Annotated in this window: 19 protein-coding genes; 11 read left to right on the forward strand and 8 right to left on the reverse strand. The window is 38.4% G+C overall.

Going from position 1 to position 23,234, the window contains the following annotated elements:
- Positions 1 to 80 precede the first annotated feature (80 nt).
- Entirely contained in the window at positions 81 to 725 is a 645-nt protein-coding gene (locus PQ459_07185; GenBank protein WDF48252.1) for a hypothetical protein, read from the forward strand.
- A gap of 28 nt (positions 726 to 753) precedes the next feature.
- Positions 754 to 1,728: a deoxyhypusine synthase family protein gene (locus PQ459_07190; protein WDF48253.1), complete on the forward strand. Its 975-nt coding sequence runs from the start codon at positions 754 to 756 to the stop codon at positions 1,726 to 1,728.
- An 89-nt stretch (positions 1,729 to 1,817) separates the two neighbouring features.
- Here the strand turns inward: PQ459_07190 and PQ459_07195 are convergent, their stop codons facing one another.
- The 3 genes from PQ459_07195 to PQ459_07205 all read right to left on the reverse strand — a co-directional run bounded on the left by PQ459_07195 (position 1,818) and on the right by PQ459_07205 (position 2,986).
- Positions 1,818 to 1,964, reverse strand: a complete 147-nt coding sequence (locus PQ459_07195; protein ID WDF48254.1) for a hypothetical protein — start codon at positions 1,962 to 1,964, stop codon at positions 1,818 to 1,820.
- Positions 1,965 to 2,051: 87 nt separating this feature from the next.
- A complete protein-coding gene (locus PQ459_07200; protein ID WDF48255.1) occupies positions 2,052 to 2,357 on the reverse strand; it encodes a DUF493 domain-containing protein in 306 nt (101 codons plus the stop codon).
- Between the two features lie 74 nt (positions 2,358 to 2,431).
- On the reverse strand, positions 2,432 to 2,986 hold the full coding sequence (locus PQ459_07205; GenBank protein ID WDF48256.1) for a ferritin: 555 nt from the start codon (positions 2,984 to 2,986) through the stop codon (positions 2,432 to 2,434).
- A 269-nt stretch (positions 2,987 to 3,255) separates the two neighbouring features.
- Between PQ459_07205 and PQ459_07210 the strand changes: the two genes are divergently transcribed.
- The 5 genes from PQ459_07210 to bglX all read left to right on the forward strand — a co-directional run bounded on the left by PQ459_07210 (position 3,256) and on the right by bglX (position 12,274).
- Positions 3,256 to 6,072: a SusC/RagA family TonB-linked outer membrane protein gene (locus PQ459_07210; protein WDF48257.1), complete on the forward strand. Its 2,817-nt coding sequence runs from the start codon at positions 3,256 to 3,258 to the stop codon at positions 6,070 to 6,072.
- A gap of 11 nt (positions 6,073 to 6,083) precedes the next feature.
- On the forward strand, positions 6,084 to 7,505 hold the full coding sequence (locus PQ459_07215) for a RagB/SusD family nutrient uptake outer membrane protein (protein WDF48258.1): 1,422 nt from the start codon (positions 6,084 to 6,086) through the stop codon (positions 7,503 to 7,505).
- Between the two features lie 77 nt (positions 7,506 to 7,582).
- Positions 7,583 to 8,971 carry a glucoamylase family protein gene (locus tag PQ459_07220; protein WDF48259.1) on the forward strand — a complete coding sequence of 463 codons (1,389 nt, stop codon included), beginning with the start codon at positions 7,583 to 7,585 and terminating at the stop codon, positions 8,969 to 8,971.
- Positions 8,972 to 9,217: 246 nt separating this feature from the next.
- Entirely contained in the window at positions 9,218 to 9,922 is a 705-nt protein-coding gene (locus PQ459_07225; protein WDF48260.1) for a prolyl oligopeptidase family serine peptidase, read from the forward strand.
- Between the two features lie 24 nt (positions 9,923 to 9,946).
- On the forward strand, positions 9,947 to 12,274 hold the full coding sequence (gene bglX, locus PQ459_07230; GenBank protein ID WDF48261.1) for a beta-glucosidase BglX: 2,328 nt from the start codon (positions 9,947 to 9,949) through the stop codon (positions 12,272 to 12,274).
- A gap of 81 nt (positions 12,275 to 12,355) precedes the next feature.
- Here the strand turns inward: bglX and PQ459_07235 are convergent, their stop codons facing one another.
- Positions 12,356 to 13,714, reverse strand: coding sequence for a PQQ-dependent sugar dehydrogenase (locus PQ459_07235; protein ID WDF48262.1), 1,359 nt, complete (start codon positions 13,712 to 13,714; stop codon positions 12,356 to 12,358).
- 224 nt (positions 13,715 to 13,938) lie between these two features.
- Between PQ459_07235 and secD the strand changes: the two genes are divergently transcribed.
- Positions 13,939 to 16,848 (forward strand): protein translocase subunit SecD, encoded by a 2,910-nt coding sequence (secD, locus tag PQ459_07240; protein ID WDF48263.1) that lies wholly within the window; start codon positions 13,939 to 13,941, stop codon positions 16,846 to 16,848.
- 313 nt (positions 16,849 to 17,161) lie between these two features.
- Here secD and PQ459_07245 read toward each other — a convergent pair whose 3' ends face one another.
- The 3 genes from PQ459_07245 to PQ459_07255 all read right to left on the reverse strand — a co-directional run bounded on the left by PQ459_07245 (position 17,162) and on the right by PQ459_07255 (position 19,377).
- Positions 17,162 to 17,950 (reverse strand): hypothetical protein, encoded by a 789-nt coding sequence (locus tag PQ459_07245; protein ID WDF48264.1) that lies wholly within the window; start codon positions 17,948 to 17,950, stop codon positions 17,162 to 17,164.
- A gap of 297 nt (positions 17,951 to 18,247) precedes the next feature.
- Positions 18,248 to 18,502 carry a hypothetical protein gene (locus tag PQ459_07250; GenBank protein ID WDF48265.1) on the reverse strand — a complete coding sequence of 85 codons (255 nt, stop codon included), beginning with the start codon at positions 18,500 to 18,502 and terminating at the stop codon, positions 18,248 to 18,250.
- A gap of 185 nt (positions 18,503 to 18,687) precedes the next feature.
- A complete protein-coding gene (locus tag PQ459_07255; protein WDF48266.1) occupies positions 18,688 to 19,377 on the reverse strand; it encodes a hypothetical protein in 690 nt (229 codons plus the stop codon).
- A gap of 133 nt (positions 19,378 to 19,510) precedes the next feature.
- Between PQ459_07255 and PQ459_07260 the strand changes: the two genes are divergently transcribed.
- Positions 19,511 to 20,728, forward strand: a complete 1,218-nt coding sequence (locus PQ459_07260; GenBank protein WDF48267.1) for a TCR/Tet family MFS transporter — start codon at positions 19,511 to 19,513, stop codon at positions 20,726 to 20,728.
- A gap of 96 nt (positions 20,729 to 20,824) precedes the next feature.
- Here the strand turns inward: PQ459_07260 and PQ459_07265 are convergent, their stop codons facing one another.
- Positions 20,825 to 22,075 carry a chloride channel protein gene (locus PQ459_07265; GenBank protein ID WDF48268.1) on the reverse strand — a complete coding sequence of 417 codons (1,251 nt, stop codon included), beginning with the start codon at positions 22,073 to 22,075 and terminating at the stop codon, positions 20,825 to 20,827.
- Positions 22,076 to 22,224: 149 nt separating this feature from the next.
- Here PQ459_07265 and PQ459_07270 point away from each other — a divergent pair, with 149 nt between their 5' ends.
- Together PQ459_07270 and PQ459_07275 are read left to right on the forward strand one after the other, a co-directional pair.
- Positions 22,225 to 22,551 carry a twin-arginine translocase TatA/TatE family subunit gene (locus tag PQ459_07270; GenBank protein ID WDF48269.1) on the forward strand — a complete coding sequence of 109 codons (327 nt, stop codon included), beginning with the start codon at positions 22,225 to 22,227 and terminating at the stop codon, positions 22,549 to 22,551.
- A 5-nt stretch (positions 22,552 to 22,556) separates the two neighbouring features.
- On the forward strand, positions 22,557 to 23,120 hold the full coding sequence (locus PQ459_07275) for a phosphatase PAP2 family protein (GenBank protein WDF48270.1): 564 nt from the start codon (positions 22,557 to 22,559) through the stop codon (positions 23,118 to 23,120).
- Positions 23,121 to 23,234: the final 114 nt, after the last annotated feature.

Consider the following 23,234-nt stretch of genomic DNA (forward strand, 5'->3'; position numbering starts at 1 on the left):
GGAAGTTGACTAGTATATAATATGTACAATATTTAACCAAATTGATTATTACAAATTGTTACTTTTGCAAAAAAATTAATATGATCAAAAAATTACTTTTTGCAGCAATGTGTTCTGCATCAATATTTTCTTTTGCACAGGAAAAATTTTCAATTATTCCATCTGTAGGTTTCGGATGGAGAACTGCTGAGAATCCTGAAGGACTTACAAATGCAGAAGAAGATTACATCAAAGGTTTGAAAAGCGGTGTGAATTTCGATATCTCGGCTTATTATCATTTAAGAGGAACTGTTGCGCTGGGACTTAAATTTTCAAACTACAGTGCATCCAGTACTGGTACATTGTCTGGCGCAGATCAAAATGGTAACGTGGTCTATATCACAGCTGATACCAAGGATAATATCACTTATTTTGGACCTTCTGTTATGATTTCCAATTTCAATGACAATACAAGACATAAAGGTTTTGTTGATATTTCTCTTGGTGTAATCAGCTATACCACCAGAACTGGAAATGTGAAAGGCACTGGCTCAAACTTTGGTGCAGAGATGAATCTGGCCTACCAGTATGAGGTAAGCAAATTTTTCTATATTGGTCCAAAACTTGGATTGACGGGTGGAACACTGAGCAAGATGAAATATAATGGACAGACGATTAATTTTGGAGATGATAAGGAAGGTTTAAGCAGAGTTTCTTTAAGCGCCGCTGCTACTTTCCGCTTTTAATTTTATCTTTGCAAAAATCTTAAACAAAATGAGCAAACCGATTACTGAGTTCATAGAGAAATATTATCTGCATTTCAATGCTGCGGCGTTGGTAGATGCGTCCAAAGGATATGTTGCGCATCTAAAAGATGGCGGGAAAATGATGATCACACTTGCTGGTGCAATGTCGACTGCGGAATTAGGGAAAATTCTTGCTGAGATGATCCGCCAGGGAAAAGTGGATTTCATTTCTTGTACTGGTGCAAACCTTGAGGAAGACTTGATGAATCTTGTGGCGCACACGCATTACGAAAGAGTTCCAAACTATAGAGACCTTACGCCGAAAGAAGAATGGGATTTGTTGGAAAGAGGCTTGAATAGAGTGACTGACACTTGTATCCCGGAAGAAGAAGCGTTCCGAAGATTGCAGAAGCATATCTACGAGATCTGGAAAGATGCAGACGAAAAAGGAGAAAGATATTTCCCGCACGAATATATGTACAAAATGATCTTGTCTGGCGTTCTTGAACAGTATTACGAAATCCCGAGAGAAAATTCTTGGATGATCGCGGCGGCAGAGAAAAATTTGCCAATCGTGGTACCAGGCTGGGAAGATTCTACAATGGGAAATATTTTCACATCTTATTGCATCAAAGGCGATTTGAAATTTTCTACAATGAAATCAGGAATCGAATATATGGCTTATCTGGCTGATTGGTACCCGAAAAATTCTGGTGGAAAAGGCGTTGGATTCTTCCAAGTTGGTGGTGGGATTGCAGGTGATTTCCCAATCTGTGTGGTGCCGATGTTGTACCAAGATATGGAGATGCACGATATTCCGTTCTGGAGTTATTTCTGTCAAATCTCTGATTCTACAACTTCTTACGGATCATATTCCGGAGCAGTTCCGAACGAGAAGATCACTTGGGGAAAATTGGATATCAACACACCGAAGTTCATCGTGGAAAGCGATGCAACGATCTGTGCACCATTGATGTTCAGTTATATCTTAGAAAATTCATAAAGCTGGATGACGGAGGTCAGAAGCTTGAAGATAAAAAGAAAGCGTTCAAATTATTTTGAACGCTTTCTTTTTTATTTAATGTTGATGATCTAGTCTAATGAATTTACCAAAACCTTATATCGATAACCGAAAATGAGTTTCTGAAATTTGTTGAGTTTTGTAAAATCTCGTTTGCTATATTTTGGTAAAATTGCTTTGTTAATGTTGTTCAGAACTCTGAAAAATGCTTTTTTCATAACTTGAAATTTTAAAATACTAATGGTTAAAATACAAGTTTCAAGCCACTCTAAAATCATTTATCGATCATCATTTATCAACTATAGTTACAGCATCATCACATTTTCTATTTTCGCCACCTTTTGATAGATGTCGATGACTTGATCCGCATCCATCACGAAACATTGCAAAGAAACGGATGTGTATTTACCTTTGGAACTTTCTCTGTTGGATAAAGTGTATTTAAGGCCATCAAAAACTCTCAAGATCTCTGTGATCTTTTCAGAATCTCCAGGAACTATGAACTTGAAAAGGTATTCCTCTGGAAAGTTGTGCTGACTTTCTAATTTTTCCTTTAATGATTTGTAAAACTCTTCTGGATTATTGTGGTTGGTTTCTACGATATCTGCCATGGTTTTGAATATTAAATTAATAAAAAATCTCCGCTAAAAAACGGAGATCAAAGTTAGTGATATTTAATTTGTCCTTACGAAGGATTTTCAGCAGTCGCCTCTTGTGGAAGGGAAACGTCGTCTGGCGCTGTTTCCAAGGCTTTGTCCAACGTGAAAAGAGATTCGTCTGAAGCGCTGTCTCCACCAGCGATTTTCAATTTGTCGATCAATTCCAAAGCTAATTTTTCTTCCTCAATTTGTTCTTTCACAAACCATTGCATAAAATTCCACGTTGCCCAATCTTTCTCTTCAAAAGATAAGTTTACGATTTCGTAAATGGCAGTTGTATTGTCCACTTCGTGTTCAAAAACCTTATTGAAGGCGTCCGTTAGATTGAAAGGATTTTCCGGTGGTGCAGGAATCGCTTCCACTCTTGCCTCGCCACCTCTGTCCAAGATGTAACGCATAAATTTTATCATATGATTTCTTTCCTCCTGTGAGTGTCTGTATAGGAAATTGGCAATTCCGCCATAGCCTTTGACGTCTGCCCAACAGCCGTAGGAAAGGAATATTTGTGAAGCGTGTGCTTCTTTTGTCATCTGTTTGATTAATGCCTCTTGCATTTGGGGCGATAGTCTATTAGTATTCATTTTCTAATATTTTTTGTAATGTTAATTTTTTATTTGAATTGAAAATTATTATTGGCTCATTTTGAAACAATAAAGGAAGTGTTTTTATAAAAAGACAAATATTGAGCCAAAATCCGGTGAAGTAGAAAGGGTTTGTTATCATACGAATGGCGTGATTTTTGATGTGTAATTGTCTCATTATTAGTATATTAAATTTTTTTTAGGATTAATTAACATTCTGTTAATTATTTGTTTATATTCGATGTAAGAAAATAATACATAAGAACATTATGAGAAAAAATTATGTGAAATTACCATTGCTCATTGCTGCGATCTATTTTGGAGGCAATTTGCATGCCCAATCCACACAGGATACAATTTCTAAAGAAAACAAAATTGAGGAAGTTGTTGTTGTGGGTTATGGTACTCAAAGAAAAGAGAATGTGACGGGAAGTATCGGGATTGTAACTGCAAAAGATTTAGCAGATAAACCTAATGCGAATCCACTTAACTCTGTGCAGGGAAAATTGGCCGGTGTGAATGTTGTGACTTCTGGTACGCCAGGAGGATCTCCAAGAGTTGACATCCGAGGTGTTGGATCATTATCAGGAAATACGGTTTTCATCGTAGATGGAATGATGACAGAAGATATATCTTTCCTAAATCCTCAGGATATCGAATCTATGAGTGTTTTGAAAGATCCATCATCTTTGGCGATTTTTGGAGCGAAAGCAGCTAATGGTGCTGTAATCATCAAAACCAAAAGTGGGAAAGGAAAACCAGTTTTTAATGTAAACTCTTATTTGGGTTTCAAGACGGTTACCAATGTTCCAAAAATGGTCAACTCTGATCAGTATATTGAACTTTACAATGAGAAACTGATCAATGATAACGGATCTTCTGCAGGATCTATTTCCAGAGCAAATTTTCCGGCTGACACAGATTGGTTCAAAGAGATTTTCCGCACAAGTATTATTAATTCAAACGATTTTTCTGCATCCGGAAGTTTAGGGAAACTTAATTATTATGGTAGTGTTGGATATCTTCAGGATGAAGGTAATTTGGCTGCCGGCCAGGGAATCAACTCAGGAAGTGGTTTTAATAGATTTAATACAAAATTGAATCTTAGCTACAAGATCACAGACAATATTACAATTGGGAATAATTTCTCTTTCTCAAAAACACGTACAGACGTGTCGCAAAATCCTTTGCTAAATGCACGTAATGCACCGCCATTGTTCCCGACAATGGATCCTGCAACTGGTAGCTATCAGTTTTTCAACGGATATTCTATCGCCAATCCAAGAGCTCAGCTGGATCTTTACAGATCTCAGGTAAGACAGGAGAGATTGCTTAATAACGTTTTTGCAGAAATTAAATTCCTAAAGGATTTCACTTTTAGAAGTAGTTATACTACAGATAATTATAGTCCAAGTCAGTACGAATATACTCCAGCAATTACATATACTCCACAAGCAACTATTTCTAATTTGCTAACTAGAAACAACAGATACAGAAATTATGTTTGGGATAATACGATTAACTGGAAAAAGAGTTTCGGAAATCATAACCTAGAATTATTAGGTGGTTTCTCTAGAATTAGAGATTCCCAGTCTGAAGAAGTTTGGAATGCAAAGAATGTTGCTTATGATGGAACAAATGGATCTTTGGATGTCTTTAACGGAACAGATATACTATATTACAATGATACAGCAGAGGCTACCGGTGCAAGACCAGCTGCAACTCAGGATCAGCGTAGAATAGAGTCAATATTTGGAAGAATCAACTACGACTATGCTGGGAAATACCTTTTGAACGCTTCGGTACGTAGAGATGCAACATCACAAATTTCTACAGATAGATACAAAACTTTTCCAGCTGTAAGTGTTGGTTGGGTTGTATCTAAGGAGGGATTCATGAGCGAGCAAAATGTTTTCAATCTATTGAAGTTCAGAGCGAGTTATGGTGAATTAGGAAATCCAAACGTAACAAGAAGATTTACTCAACGTGTTACAGTGATAGGCGGCGGTGCATATTATGGAAATAACGGATATCCAGCTTCTACAGTTGATGAGGTAATTGATCCAAGTATTGGATGGGAAACTACTGTAGGTACCGATTTCGGAGTTGAAATGGCTTTCCTTAATAATGATTTGAAAATCGAAGGGACTTACTATAATAAAGAATCAAAAGATGTGGTTTACGGAATTAACCAAGGAACAATATCTGGAGCAAGTAACCCTAGAAACTTTATTACCAATGCTTATTCTTTCAGAAACAAAGGTTTCGAGGTGTCGCTTAATTATAACAAGAACCTTAGCGAAAGTGTAAAATTGGGATTCTATGGTAACTTCACATCACTTAAAAATGAGATTACTGATGTTTTCGGAGGATCTTTCTTAGAAACAGGTGCTAGTTTGTTTGGTAACTCAATCGTTAGATTGCAAGCTGGACAGGCAGTTGGCTCTTATTATGGATACGATGTTGCGGGTGTATTCCAGACAGATGCGGAAGCGGCAGCCTCTGGTCAGACTGGTGCAAAAGCTGGTTGGTTTAAATTTGCTGATCAAGATGGAAACGGCATCATTGATACCAGAGATAAGACATTCCTAGGAAGTCCTATTCCAAAAGGAACTTATGGTTTCGGTTTCACGCTTAATGTACATTCCATGGATTTTGGAATTGATTTCCAAGGTGTATTCGGGAACAAAATTTATAATTACAATCGTGAACAACGTTATGGTAACGAAAGTTGGGATCTAGATATGTACAATAATAGATGGAGAGGTGCTGGAACTTCTAACACCAATTCTATGATTACTTCTAATCAATCTATTATTTTGCCAAGCAGCTTTTATGTAGAAGATGGCAGCTATTTCAGAATCAGAAATATTCAAGTAGGTTACAGCTTACCTTCAGTGATAGCTCAATCTCTATCTGTTAAAAAACTGAGAATTTATCTTAGTGCACAAAACCCTTGGACTAGCTTCAAGTACAACGGATTCTCCCCGGAGATTATGAACCAGGATAGAGTACAGATGGGTATTGATAATAATATCTATCCTATCTCTGCGATTTATACAATGGGTATGAACTTAACATTTTAATTAGAAAAATCATGAAAAAAATATTTTTAACACTCTCCATATTCTCCGTATTTGCTAGTTGTAGTGAGGATTTTGTAGACATAAAACTAGAAGGAGTCACAGTAGCAGATGATTTCTTCAAAACACCAGATGATGCTATGAAAGCTACCAATGCTATTTATAGTTTCTTAAGAAGCTGGGAGAACACAGGCTTTCCTGCACAGTATGTATTTGGTGTAACAGGAGATGATGTGGAAAAAGGATCTAATCCTGGTGATGCATCTTTCATCAATGCTTATGATAACTTCAGTTACACAATCAGTGATGACGGGGTTCACGGTTATTGGACGGGACAATGGCAGGCAGTTCAGAGAGCTAATCAAGTTATTACCAACGTTCCAAAAATCGAAATGGATGAAACTCTAAAAAACAGATTAGTTGCAGAAGCTAAAATGTTGAGAGCTTATTTCTACTTCAATCTTGTAAGAATCTACGGTGGCGTTCCAATTTTTGATGGATTGCAAACCAATTATATTCAACCTAGAAACTCTTCCGCTGAAGTTTATGCTTTTATCGTAAAAGATTTGACAGAGGCATCACAAATTCTACCTCAGAATTATCCAGCATCTGATGTTGGTAGAGTTACAAAAGGAGGTGCTTTGGGACTTCTTTCAAAAGTTTATCTTTATATGAAAGATTACCAAAAAGCTTATGATACTTCTAACCTAGTAATGGGATTAGGTTATGGATTAGATCCAGATTTTAACCATTTGTTCAGACCAGCTGGAGAATTCGGTTCAGAGTCAGTTTTCGAAGTAAACTGTGGATGTTCAGCTGAATTTGGAGGTAGTCAATATGCAGAAGTTCAAGGTGTTAGAAATCAGTTTGGATGGGGCTTCTTCACGCCTACTCAAGCTTTGGAAAATGCATTTGAACCAGGTGATATCAGAAAAGAATTGACGATTTTGAGAGAAGGTGAAACAACTCTTGAAGGAGATTTGATCAAGAAAGGAGATCCTCAGGCAGGAAACATGTGGAATCAAAAAGTATATGTTCCAACATCTCTAAACAACAATGCTTGTGGCTATGGTTCTATCCAGAACTTAAGAATTTTAAGATTTGCAGATATTCTTTTGATTAATGCAGAAGCTGCTAATGAGTTAGGAAATACAGCTGCAGCAATCACTAATATTAATAAAGTAAGGCTTAGAGCTAATCTTGGAGAAACTACCGCTAGTACCCAATCTGCTCTTAGAACTGCAATCTGGCAGGAGAGAAGAGTAGAGTTGGCAATGGAAATGGACAGATTCCCAGATCTTGTAAGAACAGGTCAGGCTGCTGCAGTTCTAGGACCATTAGGATTCCAAACAAATAAAAATGAGTTGTTCCCAATTCCTTTGCAGGCAATTACAGATAGTAAAGGTGTTTTAACACAAAACCCAGGATATAACTAATAGTTTTTGTAACCTGAAAATTTTAAAGAGGAGGATTTTGTCCTCCTCTTTTTTTATTAATTGATATAATATAAATTATGAAAAATATAGTATCATTAGCGGTTGTTCCGCTCACACTTTTACTTTCCTGTAAAAATTCACAAGTCACGAATTCTGACCCAAGTGCAAAACAAATCTCAAAAAAACTCACAGACAATCAACTCATGGACAAAGTCCAAAGCGATGCTCTCAAATATTTCTGGGAATTCGCAGAACCAAAATCTATGTTGGGCAGAGAACGCTACCACGAGGATAACATCTATCCGGATAATGACAAACATGTAGTTACAACTGGCGGTTCAGGTTTTGGATTGATGACGATTTTAGTAGGTGTTGATAGGAAATTTATTCCTCGTCAGGAAGCTGTCAAAAGACTCAATCATATTGCAGATTTTCTGGCAACAGCAGACCGTTTCCACGGCGCCTGGCCACATTGGATCAACGGAGAAACTGGCAAGGTTGTCCCTTTTGGAAAGAAAGATAACGGCGGAGATCTTGTAGAAACCGCATTTTTGACACAGGGAATCATCTGTGTCAGAGAATACTTCAAAAATGGAAATACAGAAGAAAAACAACTGGCCGCAAAAATGGACAAACTCTGGAAAGGCGTCGAGTGGAACTGGTACACAAAAGGTGGACAAAAGGTTTTATATTGGCACTGGTCGCCAACTTATGGCTGGGAAATGAACTTTCCACTAGAAGGTTACAACGAGTGTCTGATAACCTACGTTCTCGCAGCAGCATCACCAGATTATTCCATAGATTCAGAAACTTATAACAAAGGCTGGTCTCGCAATGGAACCTACACCACGGACCGCACAAAATACGGATTGCCACTTTACGTCAAACACAATTATGCGGAAGAATTCGGAGGGCCATTGTTTTGGTCGCAATATTCTTACTTAGGTTTGGATCCACGCGGACTATCGGATCAATATGTGAAAAGCTATTGGGATCTCAATCGAAATCATGTGTTGATAGATTACAAATACTGCGTTGAAAATCCGCTAGGCTTCAAAGGATATTCAGAGAAATACTGGGGACTTACGGCTGGCTACACACGAAACAAAGATGGCTCCGTAGGTTATGCAGCGCACCAGCCTATGAAAGAAGACTTTGGTGTCATCACGCCAACAGCAGCGCTGAGCTCAATGCCATACACACCTCAGGAATCAACAGCATTTTTAAGATTTTTGTACGAAGAAAAACCGAAATTTATCGGTCAGGCTGGGCCATATGATGCAACTTCCATCAATTTTGATGACTGGACAACGCCACGATATCTCGCTATAGATCAAGGCACTATTGCACCAATGATAGAGAATCACAGATCAGGATTACTTTGGAATCTTTTTATGAACGCACCAGAAATAAGAAATGGTCTCAAAAAAATCGGATTTAAGTCCACAGAACATAAGATTCAATAAAACAAAAAGTACTATCTTTAAACACTAAATTTTATTGTATCTTTTTGAGACATTAAATAATTTTTGGAGCTTAATCCCGCTGTCCGCTATATCTTTTTTGTTTTGGAACGTTGTCATTTTGATTTAATTTTTTACAAAAAACAAAAAAGGATGCCGCTACCATCGGGGCTAGGGATTTGTACATAGAATAAAAATTCAACACAGATAGAAGATTTGAATTCTAAAGTGTTTTTGAAAATTTAAAATATGAAATTAAAAAATATCGCTTTTTTGCTACTGGTTTTTTCATCTTTCGCAAAGGCACAGGAGATAAAATCTGAGTTTAATAAAGAAGTTAAAATCCAGAAGAAACTATCATACATCCTGGATATTCCTCAAAATACAAAAAACAAAATACCGTTGATTGTATTTCTGCACGGCTCAGGAGAACGGGGAAACAACCTGGAAATAGTAAAGAATCATAGTCCATTCACTTACAAAAGCCTGATCAGCGAGCCTGTTGCTATTTTAGCACCTCAATGTCCGGAAAATACATGGTGGGACACAGACGCTGTTTATTTTCTGATCAAAGAAATCTCAGAAAAGTATAAGATTGACAAAGACAGAATCTATCTCACTGGACTATCCATGGGAGGCTGGGGAACTTTGAAGTTAGCTAGCGAGCACCCGGAAATGTTTGCAGCAGTTTCAGCAGTTTGCGCACCTACGGACAGAGTAATGTTGGCAAATATTCAGAATTACAAAGGTCTTAATATCAAATTATTCCACGGTGGAATGGATGATATTGTACTTCCGGAAAATGCTTTCAATTTCTATCAAAAATTACATCCCGTGAATCCAAAGGCAGAACTCACAATCTTTCCAAACGATAACCACAACTCTTGGGATTCCACATATTCTGATCCTAAACTATATGAATGGATGTTATCTTTGAGAAAAAATAGAAATTAGAAAAAAAAATTAAATATATATAGAATGAAAAAGTTTGTAATCTTAGCTGCATTGGCATTATCGCCATATTTTCTGGCTCAGAATATTATATCAAAACCTGTCCAGTCTTATCAGTCGGCGCAGTACCAATCTAAGAAAAAAGTTTTCGTAGACAACTTGCTTTCCAAAATGACTTTGGACGAGAAGATTGGACAGCTTAATCTGCCTTCTTCAGGAGATTTTACCACTGGCCAGGCTCAGAGTTCAGACATTGGTAAAAAAGTAGAACAAGGCTTGGTTGGAGGACTATTCAACATCAAAGGTGTTGATAAAATCCGCGAAGTTCAAAAAGTAGCTGTTGAAAAAAGTAGACTGAAAATTCCAATGATTTTTGGGATGGACGTAATCCACGGTTATGAAACAACATTCCCAATTCCTTTGGGAATTGCATCATCCTGGGATATGGATTTGATCCAGAGATCTGCTCAGATTGCTGCTCAGGAATCAACTGCCGACGGAATCAACTGGACATTCTCACCGATGGTAGATGTTTCAAGAGATCCACGATGGGGAAGGGTTTCCGAAGGTTCAGGTGAAGATCCGTACTTGGGAAGCGAGATTGCCAAAGCAATGGTTTATGGATACCAAGGTGATGATCTTTCTAAGAAAAATACAATGCTTGCGTGTGTAAAACACTTTGCACTTTATGGCGCGGCAGAAGCTGGTAGAGACTACAATACCGTAGATATGAGTCATGTGCAGATGTACAATACCTACTTTCCACCTTACAAAGCGGCTGTAGATGCAGGCGCGGCTTCTGTAATGGCATCTTTCAATGAAGTGGACGGAGTTCCTGCCACTGGAAACAAATGGCTGATGACAGATGTACTCAGAAAACAATGGAATTTCAAAGGATTCGTTGTAACAGATTACACCGGAATCAATGAAATGATTGATCACGGAATGGGCGATCTTCAGCAGGTTTCTGCTTTGGCAATGAACGCTGGTGTAGATATGGACATGGTTGGAGAAGGGTTTTTAAAAACTTTGAAACGATCAATCACAGAAGGAAAAGTGACCGAGCAAACCGTGACGGATGCAGCAAGAAGAATTTTAGAATCCAAATATGATCTTGGTCTTTTCGATGATCCTTACAGATATATCGATTCCAAGAGAGCACAAAAAGAAGTTTTCAGTCCGAAAAATCTAGAAGCAGCGAAAACAATTTCTTCGCAATCTATGGTTCTTCTGAAAAATGACAAACAGGTTCTTCCGCTTAAAAAATCTGGAACGGTTGCAGTGATAGGTCCATTGGCAGACAATGCCTTGAATATGACCGGAACCTGGAGTGTTGCAGCAAAGCATGCTAATTCAATATCATTACTTAGAGGTCTTAAGGAAACCGTTGGTAAAGATGTGAATTTCATTTATGCAAAAGGAAGCAACATTTATGAATCTGCTGCTATGGAAGAAAAAGCAACAATGTTTGGCAAAACAGCAGAAAGAGATAGTCGCCCAGCAGAGCAGATCAGAAAAGAAGCAATTGCGATAGCAAACCAGGCTGATGTGATTGTTTTGACAATAGGAGAAAGTGCCGAGATGAGTGGAGAATCCAGTTCCAGAACGGACATCGGAATTCCCGAAACTCAGAAAGAATTGTTGAGAGAACTTAAGAAAACTGGCAAACCGATTGTTTTGGTTTTATTCACTGGTCGCCCACTTGTCTTGACAGAAGAATCCCAATTGGCTGATGCTATTTTGAATGTATGGTTCCCTGGAAGTATGGCTGGATACGCCGTTTCAGATGTACTTTACGGTAAAGTAAATCCTTCTGCAAAATTGCCGATGACTTTCCCAAGAAGCGTAGGACAGGTTCCTCTTTATTACAATGCTAAAAATACAGGAAGACCACTAAGTGTAGAAAATACGGAGAAATGTACGTTTGAAAAATTCCGTTCCAATTATCTGGATGAGTGCAACACACCTCTTTACCCTTTCGGATTTGGATTGAGTTATACTAATTTTGGATATTCAGAGGTTTCTGTTAGCAATGCAAAACCTGTTGGGAATACACCTATTGAAGCAACTGTTACATTAACCAATAATGGAAAATATGACGGAGCAGAAGTGGTTCAGCTTTATATCAGAGATTTAGTGGGAAGCATTACAAGACCAGTTAAAGAATTGAAAGGTTTCCAAAAAGTTTATCTGAAAGCTGGCGAGAGCAAGAAAGTCACTTTCAAGATTTCTCCAGACGATCTCAAATTCTACAACAATCAACTGAAATATGATTGGGAAGCTGGCGATTTCGATGTGATGATCGGAACCAATTCCCACGATGTGAAAACCACAAGAGTTAATTGGAGTAAATAAAATTTTATTCAAATTACAGAAATGAAAAAAGCCTTTCGGAAAACTCTGAAAGGCTTTTTTATAATATAGAATACTACTTTATTATTCTTTAATTATTTTCTGACTAATTAATTTGATATCATCTCTTTTCAGAACCAAAATGTAATCACCGGATCTTAAAGTTGTAACATCAATGCTTTTATCATTTTCAGCAACCTTAGTGTTCAAAACAGATCTTCCTGATAAATCCAGAATTTCAACGGTCAGATTTTTCTCATTAATGTTTTTAATATAAATAAAATCTTTCGCCGGAATCGGAGTAATTTGAATACTAGATTTGTCAACGTCCGAAACTGCCAGGAAGTTAGTTTTTACTTTAAATATTTTCCCACTTGCAGCAGCAATATATAATTGTTTGCTATTGTCCTCTCCAAAAGTTGTAAAATTATTACCGGAAAACGCAGAGCTCCAAGTGATAGTCGTATTATCAAGAATCCCAATTTGAGTAGAGCAGTAATCTGCAAATACATATTTCCCAGCTAAATCAGCATAGAGATTTCCTCTGTAAACATAGCCTCCAGTGATGGAACATTTTCCTCCGGAATGATCATAATCTACAACAGGAAAAGTCATTGTTGAAGCATTCGCACAGCCAGCAGTATTGTACTCACTGTTGCCTTCGTAACATCTCCAGCCATAATTAATACCTGGAGTCGTTGCCGGAACTCTGTTTATTTCTTCAATCAAATTCTGTCCCACATCCGCAATCCATATATTATTCGTCGTTCTGTCAAAAGAATACTTCCAGCCGTTTCTAAGACCGTAAGACCATATTTCATCCGCACCATCTACGCCAACAAAAGGATTACCTGCAGGGATGCCATACGCTTCTGTAGAGTTCACATCAATTCTCAATAGTTTCCCTAAAAGTGAATTTTTGTTTTGTGCATTATTATCGGTATCGCCGCCACCACCGCCGTCACCAGTAGAGATGTAGAGGAATCCATCTGCTCCAAAGTGTATACTTCCACCATTGTGATTGGTCTGGCTTTTCGGAATCGACATCATTACTTTTTCTGAAGCTGGATCCGCAATATTTGGATTAGCAGAATTGGCAGTAAATCTCGAAACAGTAATCGTTCTGCCAGCTCTGTTGTAATAAACGTAGAAATAACGGTTCGTTGCAAAGTCCGGATGAAATGCCAAACCAAGCAATCCCATTTCCCCACTGAAGTTGACTCTGTCTGTGATATTTAGAAAATTAGTAGCTTCAAAAGTACCGTTTGTGTTCAGAATTCGGATGGTTCCGGATTGTTGGACTACGAAAAGTCGGTTGTCATTCGTTGGAGATGCCGTCATTTCTACGGGATTGGAAGCCGTTGCAAACTCCTCCAGTATGATCTGTTGTGCTGATATTTCCGATGCCAGTGCAAGGGAAAAAACAAGTAGTAATTTTTTCATAACTTATTATTTTATAGATTATTAATTAAGTTACCAAATTTAATGCCTTACCTTTTGATAATTATTTAATTGATAATAAAAGTTCATTTTTCACTTGTTTTTACAAAGAAAAACCAGAATTAATTTCAATATAAAAACTATAATGCACTTTTCTCATTTTCAAATTCTTATTTCCGCTATAAATCATTATATTTGCCGACTTAATTTATATATATCGTAAGAAAATGCAAGGAAAAGGACTCGTTACATTAGTTGCCATCGTTCTTGGATTAATTTGCCTCAATGAGCTTCTGCCTTCTTTCTATGCCAACAAAATAGAAAAGGAAGCAAGAGCAGTTGCCGGCGAAAATTCAGTGAAATATCAGGCTGAGCTCGCAAGACTTTCTAAAGACACCCTTAATCTAGGTTTTACAAAACTGGATTATGCGTCTGCTAAGCAGAAAGAAATGAAACTCGGACTGGATCTTAAAGGTGGTATCAACGTATTATTGGAGATCAACCAAAGAGATTTGGTAAATGATCTTAGTAATTACTCTACAAATGCTACTTTAATAGAAGCACTTAACAGAACAGACAAAGCACAGAAAAACTCAAGTAAGCAATACATCGAGGATTTCTTCACGCAGTTCGACACTGTTAATCAGGAAAAAGGAACCAACCTGAAACTTGCAGATCCTGAGATCTTCGGGAACACCAATCTTTCTGAGATTAAGTTCAACACACCGGATGATCAGGTAAAAAATATTATCAGAAAAAAAATCGATGCCTCTGTAGGAACGGCTTATGAAGTTCTTAGAACACGTATCGACAAAATGGGCGTGACGCAGCCAAACGTTCAGAGAGTTCCTGGAACTGGAAGAATCTTGGTGGAAATGCCAGGTATCAAAGATATCGACAGAGTTAAAAAAATGCTTCAGACTTCTGCAAAACTTCAGTTTTGGGAAGTACAACTAGGACCGGAAGTGGTTCCATATTTCTCTCAGCTGGATCAATTGGTTAAAGTGAAAGGCGATTCTATCGGTGTTGCAAAAACAACGAATCTGATGAACTTGATCCAGATGAATTCTACACCTGGAAATGCTGTTGCTAATGTAAAATTGGCTGATACAGCAGTTGTGAATAAATTACTTAACAGCGATGCTGCTATCAAAGCAAGACCTGTTAACTTGAAATACACCCAGTTTATGTGGGGTTACAAACCGGAATCTACAACTTCCAACAGTCTTGTTCTTTACGCGATCCGTGGGAACATCTCTCAGAATGCGCCAGTTGACGGTGCTGTAGAATCTGCAAACATCAACTATGACCAGTTGGGTCGTATCGTTGTAGATATGCAGATGGATTCTCAAGGTGCCCGTGACTGGAAAGCAATGACTGAGAAAAACAATGGAAAAGTGGTAGCGGTAACTTTGGACAACAGAGTTTACACGGCGCCTTCTGTAAACAGCGTGATCCCTGACGGTAGAACGCAGATCTCAGGAAACTTCACTCAGGAAGAAGCTAAGGATTTGGTAGATGTTTTAGGTGCTGGTAAATTGCCTGCAGGTGCAAAAATTGTACAGGCAGACGTTGTAGGTCCATCACTTGGAGCTGAATCTATCAACGATGGTGTGATGTCCTTCCTTATCGCATTTGCAGTAATTATTGTTTACATCATTTTCTACTACGGTGGTGCCGGCGTTTATGCGGTTATCGCAATGGTGATCAACTTATTCTACATCTTCGGAATTATGGATTCTGTAGATGCAACATTGACGCTTCCTGGTATCGCAGGTATCGTATTGTCTATGGCAATGGCGGTGGATGCGAACGTTATCATCTACGAAAGAACAAAAGAAGAACTCTTCCGTGGGAAAAGTATTCTGGAGGCTTACAAAGATGGTTTCAAACACGCAATCTCTGCAATTATTGATGGTCACGCGACTACTTTCATTACCGCATTGATTCTTTATATCTTCGGAACAGGACCTATCAAAGGGTTTGCAGTGACGTTGATGATTGGATTGGTGATGACATTGTTCACTTCTGTATTATTATCAAGAGTTATGATCTTCAGCAGACTGGAGAAAGGTAAATCTCTTTCTGTATGGACTGCTCCTACGAAGAATCTTTTCAGAAACACTTGGATCGATTTCATCGGGAAAAGAAGATACGCATATTATTTCTCTGCTATTTTGATGGTGATATCAATCGCTTCAATTGCAAAGAATGGTTTCAAATTCGGGATCGATTTTACAGGTGGACGTAACTATGTTGTGAGATTCGAAAAGCCGGTAGATGCAGAAAATATTGAAGCAGGTATTGCTAAATTGATGAAGACTGCAGACGGTCAAAACAATATTGTTGAGGCTAAAACTTTCGGAAACTCTTCTCAATTGAAAATCACAACCGATTATTTGATTGATGATGAATCTCTTGCAGCTGACCAGACTGTAGAGCAGAAAATATACGAAGGTATCAAATCCGAATTACCTGCTGGAATGACTTTAGCAGATTTCAAATCAGCGGACAAAGGACACGCAGGAATTGTATCTTCCACCAAAGTTGGACCTACTGTAGCAGATGATATTCAGACACACGGGATGCTAGCAGTCGCTGCTTCATTGCTAGGTATCTTTATTTATATCTTGGTAAGATTTGACAAATGGCAGTTCTCTCTTGGAGCAGTTGTTGGTTTGTTCCACGATACGGTGGTGATCCTTGGGGTTTACTCATTGTTCTACAAAGTAATGCCGTTCAACATGGAGATCAATCAGGATTTCATTGCGGCGATTCTTACCGTAATTGGATATTCCATCAATGATACGGTGATCATCTTCGATAGAATTAGAGAGTACCTACGTGAGAAAAAAGCATTGACACTTGCAGGATTATTCGATGACTCTATCTCTAGTACAATCGGTAGAACTTTCAACACTTCTTTCACAACGATTTTGGTGATCCTTGCGATCTTCATCTTTGGGGGAGATAACTTGAGAGGCTTTATGTTCTGTTTATTGATTGGTATTGGATTCGGTACTTACTCATCTATCTTTATCGCATCGGCTACGGCTTATGACTTCCTAAGAGGTAAGAAAAGAGAAGACAAAGTGACCGGAAAATCTTCTATCAGCAATGCTGAAATAGTAGAATAATTTTCTTAAAATATATAAAAAAAGCCCTCAAGAGATTGAGGGCTTTTTTTGTTTTATGTATTAGGTCTTTTCGATTACGCTCAGACACCAGTGAGGGAGTGGTTGGTTCGAGAAGTAATTTGTGATTCCAAAGGACTCGAGAACGTAGAACAACATATTTTTTTACTAAGGAAATTCTTTTTTTTATGGTGTCTGAGCGTAGCCGAAGACCCATTAAAAATCCTACAGAAATATATCTGTAGGATCCAAATTGGCTGACACCATTATGAAACATAAAACACACTAATGAAACCCACCGATCAGCCAATCTTTATTATTCAACAGGTGGCGGTACAACTTCTGGGAGACCACTTGGCGTATCATAGATGATGTAGTCATTGTACTTCGCTTCGTCAATTTCGTAGAAGATGTCCTGTCCTATGCCTGCATATTTGGTCAGCAGTCGGTAGAGGGTGTTGAGGGTTTCCACGCGGTCTTCCGTGGCGACATCCCGGTCCGAGATGCCTTTCGCTTGCGCATCCAGAGCCAGGTCCAGAGCCAGGTCCAGAGTTTCGCGCTGTGAAGTGAGCACATCGATTTTGGCCGTCGTCAAGCCTTCCGGTTCCAGTTCTGGCAGGTATTTGTCTGCTGCGGCCACCATTATCCTGGCGTTGCGGACGAGCTCTGCATCTGGCTGACGGCTGACATCCGATGCACCAAACTCCTTATGCTTGGCACTAGTGAATCCAAAGACATTCTCTGCCATGTTGAGGATGGTGCGCATCGTTTTTTCCAAGGCACGGCGGGCATCATCCTTTTGGGTGGTGAGGTCTATTTTGATGGCTTCCAGTTGTTCATCGGACGGGAACTCATCCACAGCGTTGCGGGCATTGGTAAGTTCGGTTTTCTTGGCAGGCGAGTAGCCCCGGTCTGTGAATTCTACAATATCGCGGTCCAAGAGGTTGATAAATTCATCTGCTTTTTGTCTTAGGACGGCATCCGGGAATAGATATCCCCTTGTAACAGGATTTTTTTTCATAGTAAAGATCATTTGTGTTAATATTTCTAAATTATCATTTTTTTTCATTCTCACAAATATCTTGGTGTAAAATTCTGAAAACATTGCCTAACTAATTGGATGATAGTGAATTTGCCTCAACTAAATGAATCAACGGCTCAACTAAATGAATCACTGGCTTAACTAAATGAATCAATGTTCCAACTAAGTGCATCAATGGCCCAACTCAATGGATCATCAGTATAACTAATAGAAACAGGGTCACTACTAAGTTCATCAATGATATTTATAAATCCATCAATGACATAGCTAAATGAGTTTCTGATATTTTTAATCATTTCACTAAAAAAACAGACATTGGCGATGTCTGTTTTGGTTGTTGTATGGTTTGTTGCCGGAAAGTTATTGTTTTGTAAATGTCCAATCGCCTGAGAGCGTGCCGTTTTTCCAGGTTCCTTTTTTATCTTTTAACTTACCATAGAGAAAGAATGTGTAGTTTTCTGATAAGACCGGCTGCAATGTACCATCGTCATAAACGTAGCTTAGTAATCCATCATTATTCTGTCCGTACGTTCCGGTGATATTTCCGCTTTTCGATACCGAGAGAATGAGTTTTCCATTGCCTTGTCCGGTGTAAGATCCGACCCATTTTCCCATGTAGGGTGAAGTGTAGTTTTCTTGAGCTTGGTGTTCGTAGTAGTTGTCTATGATGCGATCGCAGGATGTGAATGCGCAAGACAGGATAAGAAGTGAGAGGAGGGTTTTGGTTTTCTTTGGTTGTTGTCTTAGTTTGTGAATTTAGGAAAAAAAGACATCGAAAGTGTCTGTTTTGTATGTTGGAGCTAGTGTATTTTACTTATTAAATCTAAATTAAGCTTATTAATTCCAAATTTCGAGATTTTATTTTCAATAAATATTTTATTTCCAAAAATCGGTTTAGCAATAATTCCTGCAACATTTTCGCAAAATTTAGGGTAATCTTTTAAAATTGAGTATTTATTTTCAAAATCTAAATAATCTCTTAAATCAGTAGCAGTTATAAAATCATTCTCCAAACCGATGACGTCGATGCAGATAATTAATTTATAATCATCAAAACAAACCAAATCTCGATATGTTTCTTCCTTATTAGTAATTTTTGATAACTGAGGAATAAAATTTTTTCTTGACGTAGAAAATGATGTTTTTTGATGACCAATATATTCATCTCTTTTAAACAATTCTATTTTAGAATTTAATTCTTTTTCTAAAGTGTTTATTTTTTTTACTTCGAATATAATATTTTGATTTTCAGATTTTACCAACCAATCAGGTGTTTTTCCATTTAGCTTCGGCTCGTAAACTACTTCTGAAAAAATCTGGTTTAGTGAATAGCCAAATTCCATCTCAGAAAAAATAGATAAAATGTTAATTTCATTTTTCTCTTTTGTTAATTTCTTTGTGAATCTCCCATTGTATTGAGAATCTAAATAATCAAGATTAATTCTATAATCTGATTTATTACTTAGAATTTTTTGAGCGGTTATATTCATTTTTTTAAATATAGATATGGTGTAAAGTAGACATGTAATATTACTAATTTTTAAAGTACAGTGTTCTAATGAATTTCTAAAAGCCTATTTAGAATAAAAATTCTAAAATCAAAAAATTCCTATCTTCGCAAGCATGAAAACAAATCAAAAATCTGCTGCCATTGGTTTCATCTTTATCACGCTGTTGATAGATATTACGGGTTGGGGAATCATCATTCCCGTGGTGCCGAAACTGATAGAAGAACTGATCCATGCAGACATCAGCGAGGCAGCGAAATATGGCGGCTGGCTGAGTTTTGCATACGCCTTTATCCAGTTTGTTTTCTCACCATTCGTAGGAAATCTGAGTGATAAATATGGACGAAGACCTGTGATCTTGCTGTCGCTTTTTGGCTTCTCCATCGATTATATTTTCCTGGCTTTGGCACCGAGTATCTGGTGGCTATTTGTTGGAAGGATCATTGCGGGGATCACCGGCGCAAGCATCACGACGGCGAGTGCTTACATTGCAGATATCTCTAATGATGAAGACCGTGCGAAGAACTTCGGAATGATTGGGGCGGCGTTTGGTCTTGGGTTTATCATCGGGCCTGTGTTGGGCGGTGTCTTAGGACATTATGGGGCGCGCGTTCCGTTCTATGCGGCGGCGGTCTTGTGTATGATCAATTTTATCTATGGCTATTTCGTGTTGCCGGAAAGTCTTAGCAAAGAAAACCGACGAGAGTTCAGCTGGAAACGCGCAAACCCGATCGGTTCTTTCAAATTCCTGAAAAGACATCCCGAAATCTCAGCCCTTACAACGGCTTTGATCCTGATCTATATTGGCGGACATGCGGTGCAAAGCAACTGGAGTTTTTACACAATGTACCGATTTAGTTGGGATGAGCGCATGGTAGGCTACTCACTAGGTTTAGTCGGTTTGCTGGTTGGTCTGGTACAAGGCGTTTTGATCCGGTGGATCAACCCAAAGATCGGTGACCAGAAAAGTATCTTTTATGGCTTGATGCTTTACGCGGTTGGAATGCTGTTGTATGCCTTTGCGACGGAAGGTTGGATGATGTTGGTCTTCACGATTCCTTATTGTTTGGGTGGGATCTGTGGTCCGGCATTGCAATCCATCATTACCAAGAATATTCCGTCCAACGAACAGGGTGAACTGCAAGGTGCGCTGACGAGTTTGATGAGCGCCACTTCTATCATTGGGCCACCATTGATGACACAGCTCTTTTATTACTTTACACACAAAAATGCGCCGTTTTTGTTTCCCGGTGCGCCATTTCTTTTAGCATTCTTGTTGTTTGCGGTGAGTATTTATTTTGTTTCGATTAGCTTTAAGGGGAAGAAATCTTAAAGATGAATCTTCCGCAGATCGAGCTGATTTTGCGGATTTTTAAAGAAATCTGCTTTATTTGCTGAATCTTTGAGATTTGAATTTTTAAAATAGATTTTAAGCTTTCGGAGCGTAGGTGTACACGTTGTAAGGCAAAATTCTTTGCGCTGTTTTCTGAGCAAGAATACATCCTAATAAAATAGGGAAGAACAGAGCGTAACCGTTTGGAACCAGACTGCAGGTCAGGATCAATGCGGTGAAAGGTGCGTAGATTGCGGCAGATAATGTGGCGGCGATGCCTATCAAAACAAAATTGATCAAGATCAAAGACGTCCCGAAAAAAGTGTTGCATGCGATGGCAAACGCTAATCCCAAGTAGGCACCCACAACAATGCTCGGTGCAAAAACGCCACCGTCGCCACCAGCACCTAAGGTGAGAGATGAGGCCAATGGCTTCAGCAAGATCAAAGCAAAAAGGAACAGCAGTGAATAACTTTGTGGATGATCAATCAATTCATTCAAAGAATAGTAACTTTCACCATACAGGAATGGGAAAATACAGATCAAAGTTCCAACTGCCAAAGCACCTAGATTGACTCTGATAAAATTGTTGTTGATCCCAGAAAAGAATTCCTTCATTTTGATGACCAAGAACGTGAAATAGACCGACAGAGTTCCGCTGAGTAAACTTAGAACAACCATAAATGGAATCGCTACCCAATGCCATTCTGTAACGGGTAAACTGATCAAAGAAGTGGAAGGGAAAAAGTATAGGAACAACCACGACAACAAGGCCGAAGCAGAACAACTGATGAGCAAAGTCTTACTGAATTTCCTCGCGATCACTTCCAAAGCAAACAGAAAACCAACCAATGGATTTCCGAAAAGCACGCCAACGCCAGCCACGACGCCAGCACAAATCAATTCCAACTTATAGACATTTGCGGCAAACTCTTTCTCATAAACCGAATTACCGACGGTCGCCGTCGCTACAACGGTTGAAACCTCGATGCCTGTTGACCCACCGAAGATGACGGTCAAAAAGCCATTGAAGTAGTGGGATGGAATTTTGAAGAAAGGCAGATGGTCTTTCCGCTGATCTACGGTTTTGTAGATCTCTGTAATGCCTTTGTTCTTTCTGTTTTTGAAAAGGTATTTTCTTAAAAAATAAATGGTCGTGATCCCGACTGTTGGAAGAATGATGAAGAGATAGGAATTGTTTTTCTCCGCAAATTCGAAGAGGTGTTCCTGGCAATATTCTGTAATATTTTTAAGAGAAAGCGCCAGAAAAGAAGCAATGATTGCGATGAATAATGATGATGTGATCAATTTGAAATAATTGTGCGCCTGTACTTTTTGTCTTTTCATTTCCCTAAACTCTTACTGGTCACAAATTTACGGTAAAAAGTCCAAAATGTTTTCAGTCCAGAGATGACATATCTCTTTTTATCAATTTTATAATAAATTTAATAATGATCTGTATATCACTTTTCTAAATCTTTGCTTAATTTTGTCGAATGGAATTGAGTATTGGTGAAATGCTGATGATTGCTTTGGCGATCGTTGTTTTATTTGGTCCCGATAAATTACCCGAAATCGCAAGAGGTTTGGGCGAAGGTGTGCGCAAAATGCGTGGTGCCGTGGACGATATCAAAACCGAAATAATGAAAGAAGCGGACAATCCCCTTTCCGATATCAAAAAAGAAATTGATAACGTGAAGAAGTCTGCCCAAGATTACAATCCGCTGGCTGATAGTAAAACAGAAACTTTCATTAATGAAGAAACGCCAAAGAAAATCGATCTCTCTGAAGATGATTCTCACGAAGGACCAGTAAGCCGATAATTTTTATGAACGGATTGATCGAAAAAGACCAGCAGCTTCTACTTTTCCTCAATGGACTGGGCAATTCTGCCTTTGATCCTTTTTGGCTCACGGTTACCGGAAAATGGTTTTGGATTCCGTTTTATGCTATTTTACTCTATTTACTCTACAAAAGTTTTCCGCTTAAGAAATTACTTTTTGTTTTAATTTTTATTACCATCGGAATTACAATTTCTGACCAGTTGGCGGGAATTTTCAAACATGGGATTGCAAGATACAGACCTTGCCACACGGATTCGTTAATTGCGCATATGCGGCTGGTGATTTGCGGTGGTAATTACGGATTCTATTCTTCACACGCTTCCAATTCATTTTTCCTGTTCAGTTTTCTCACCATTCTGATAGGAAAGAAATACAAATATCTGCCTTACATTTTGTTCGTTTGGGCAACTATAGTTTCTTATAGCCGAATCTATCTAGGCGTTCATTTTCCTTTGGATATTGCGTTTGGTGCTGCGGTTGGTTTCCTTTTAGGTGGTGTTTTGGCGAATTTGGCAGAGAGAGTTGTTTACAAACAAACTGCGATTTAATCTACTCTTATTGGAGAATAATTTTCAAACTATCTCGACTTGTTTGATTATCCATCAAAATAACTTTTTTTAAACTGTCCTTTTCCACCACTAATCTGACTTTTGGACATCCAA

Source organism: Chryseobacterium sp. KACC 21268 (genome assembly GCA_028736075.1).
In the GTDB taxonomy this organism is placed as follows: domain Bacteria; phylum Bacteroidota; class Bacteroidia; order Flavobacteriales; family Weeksellaceae; genus Epilithonimonas.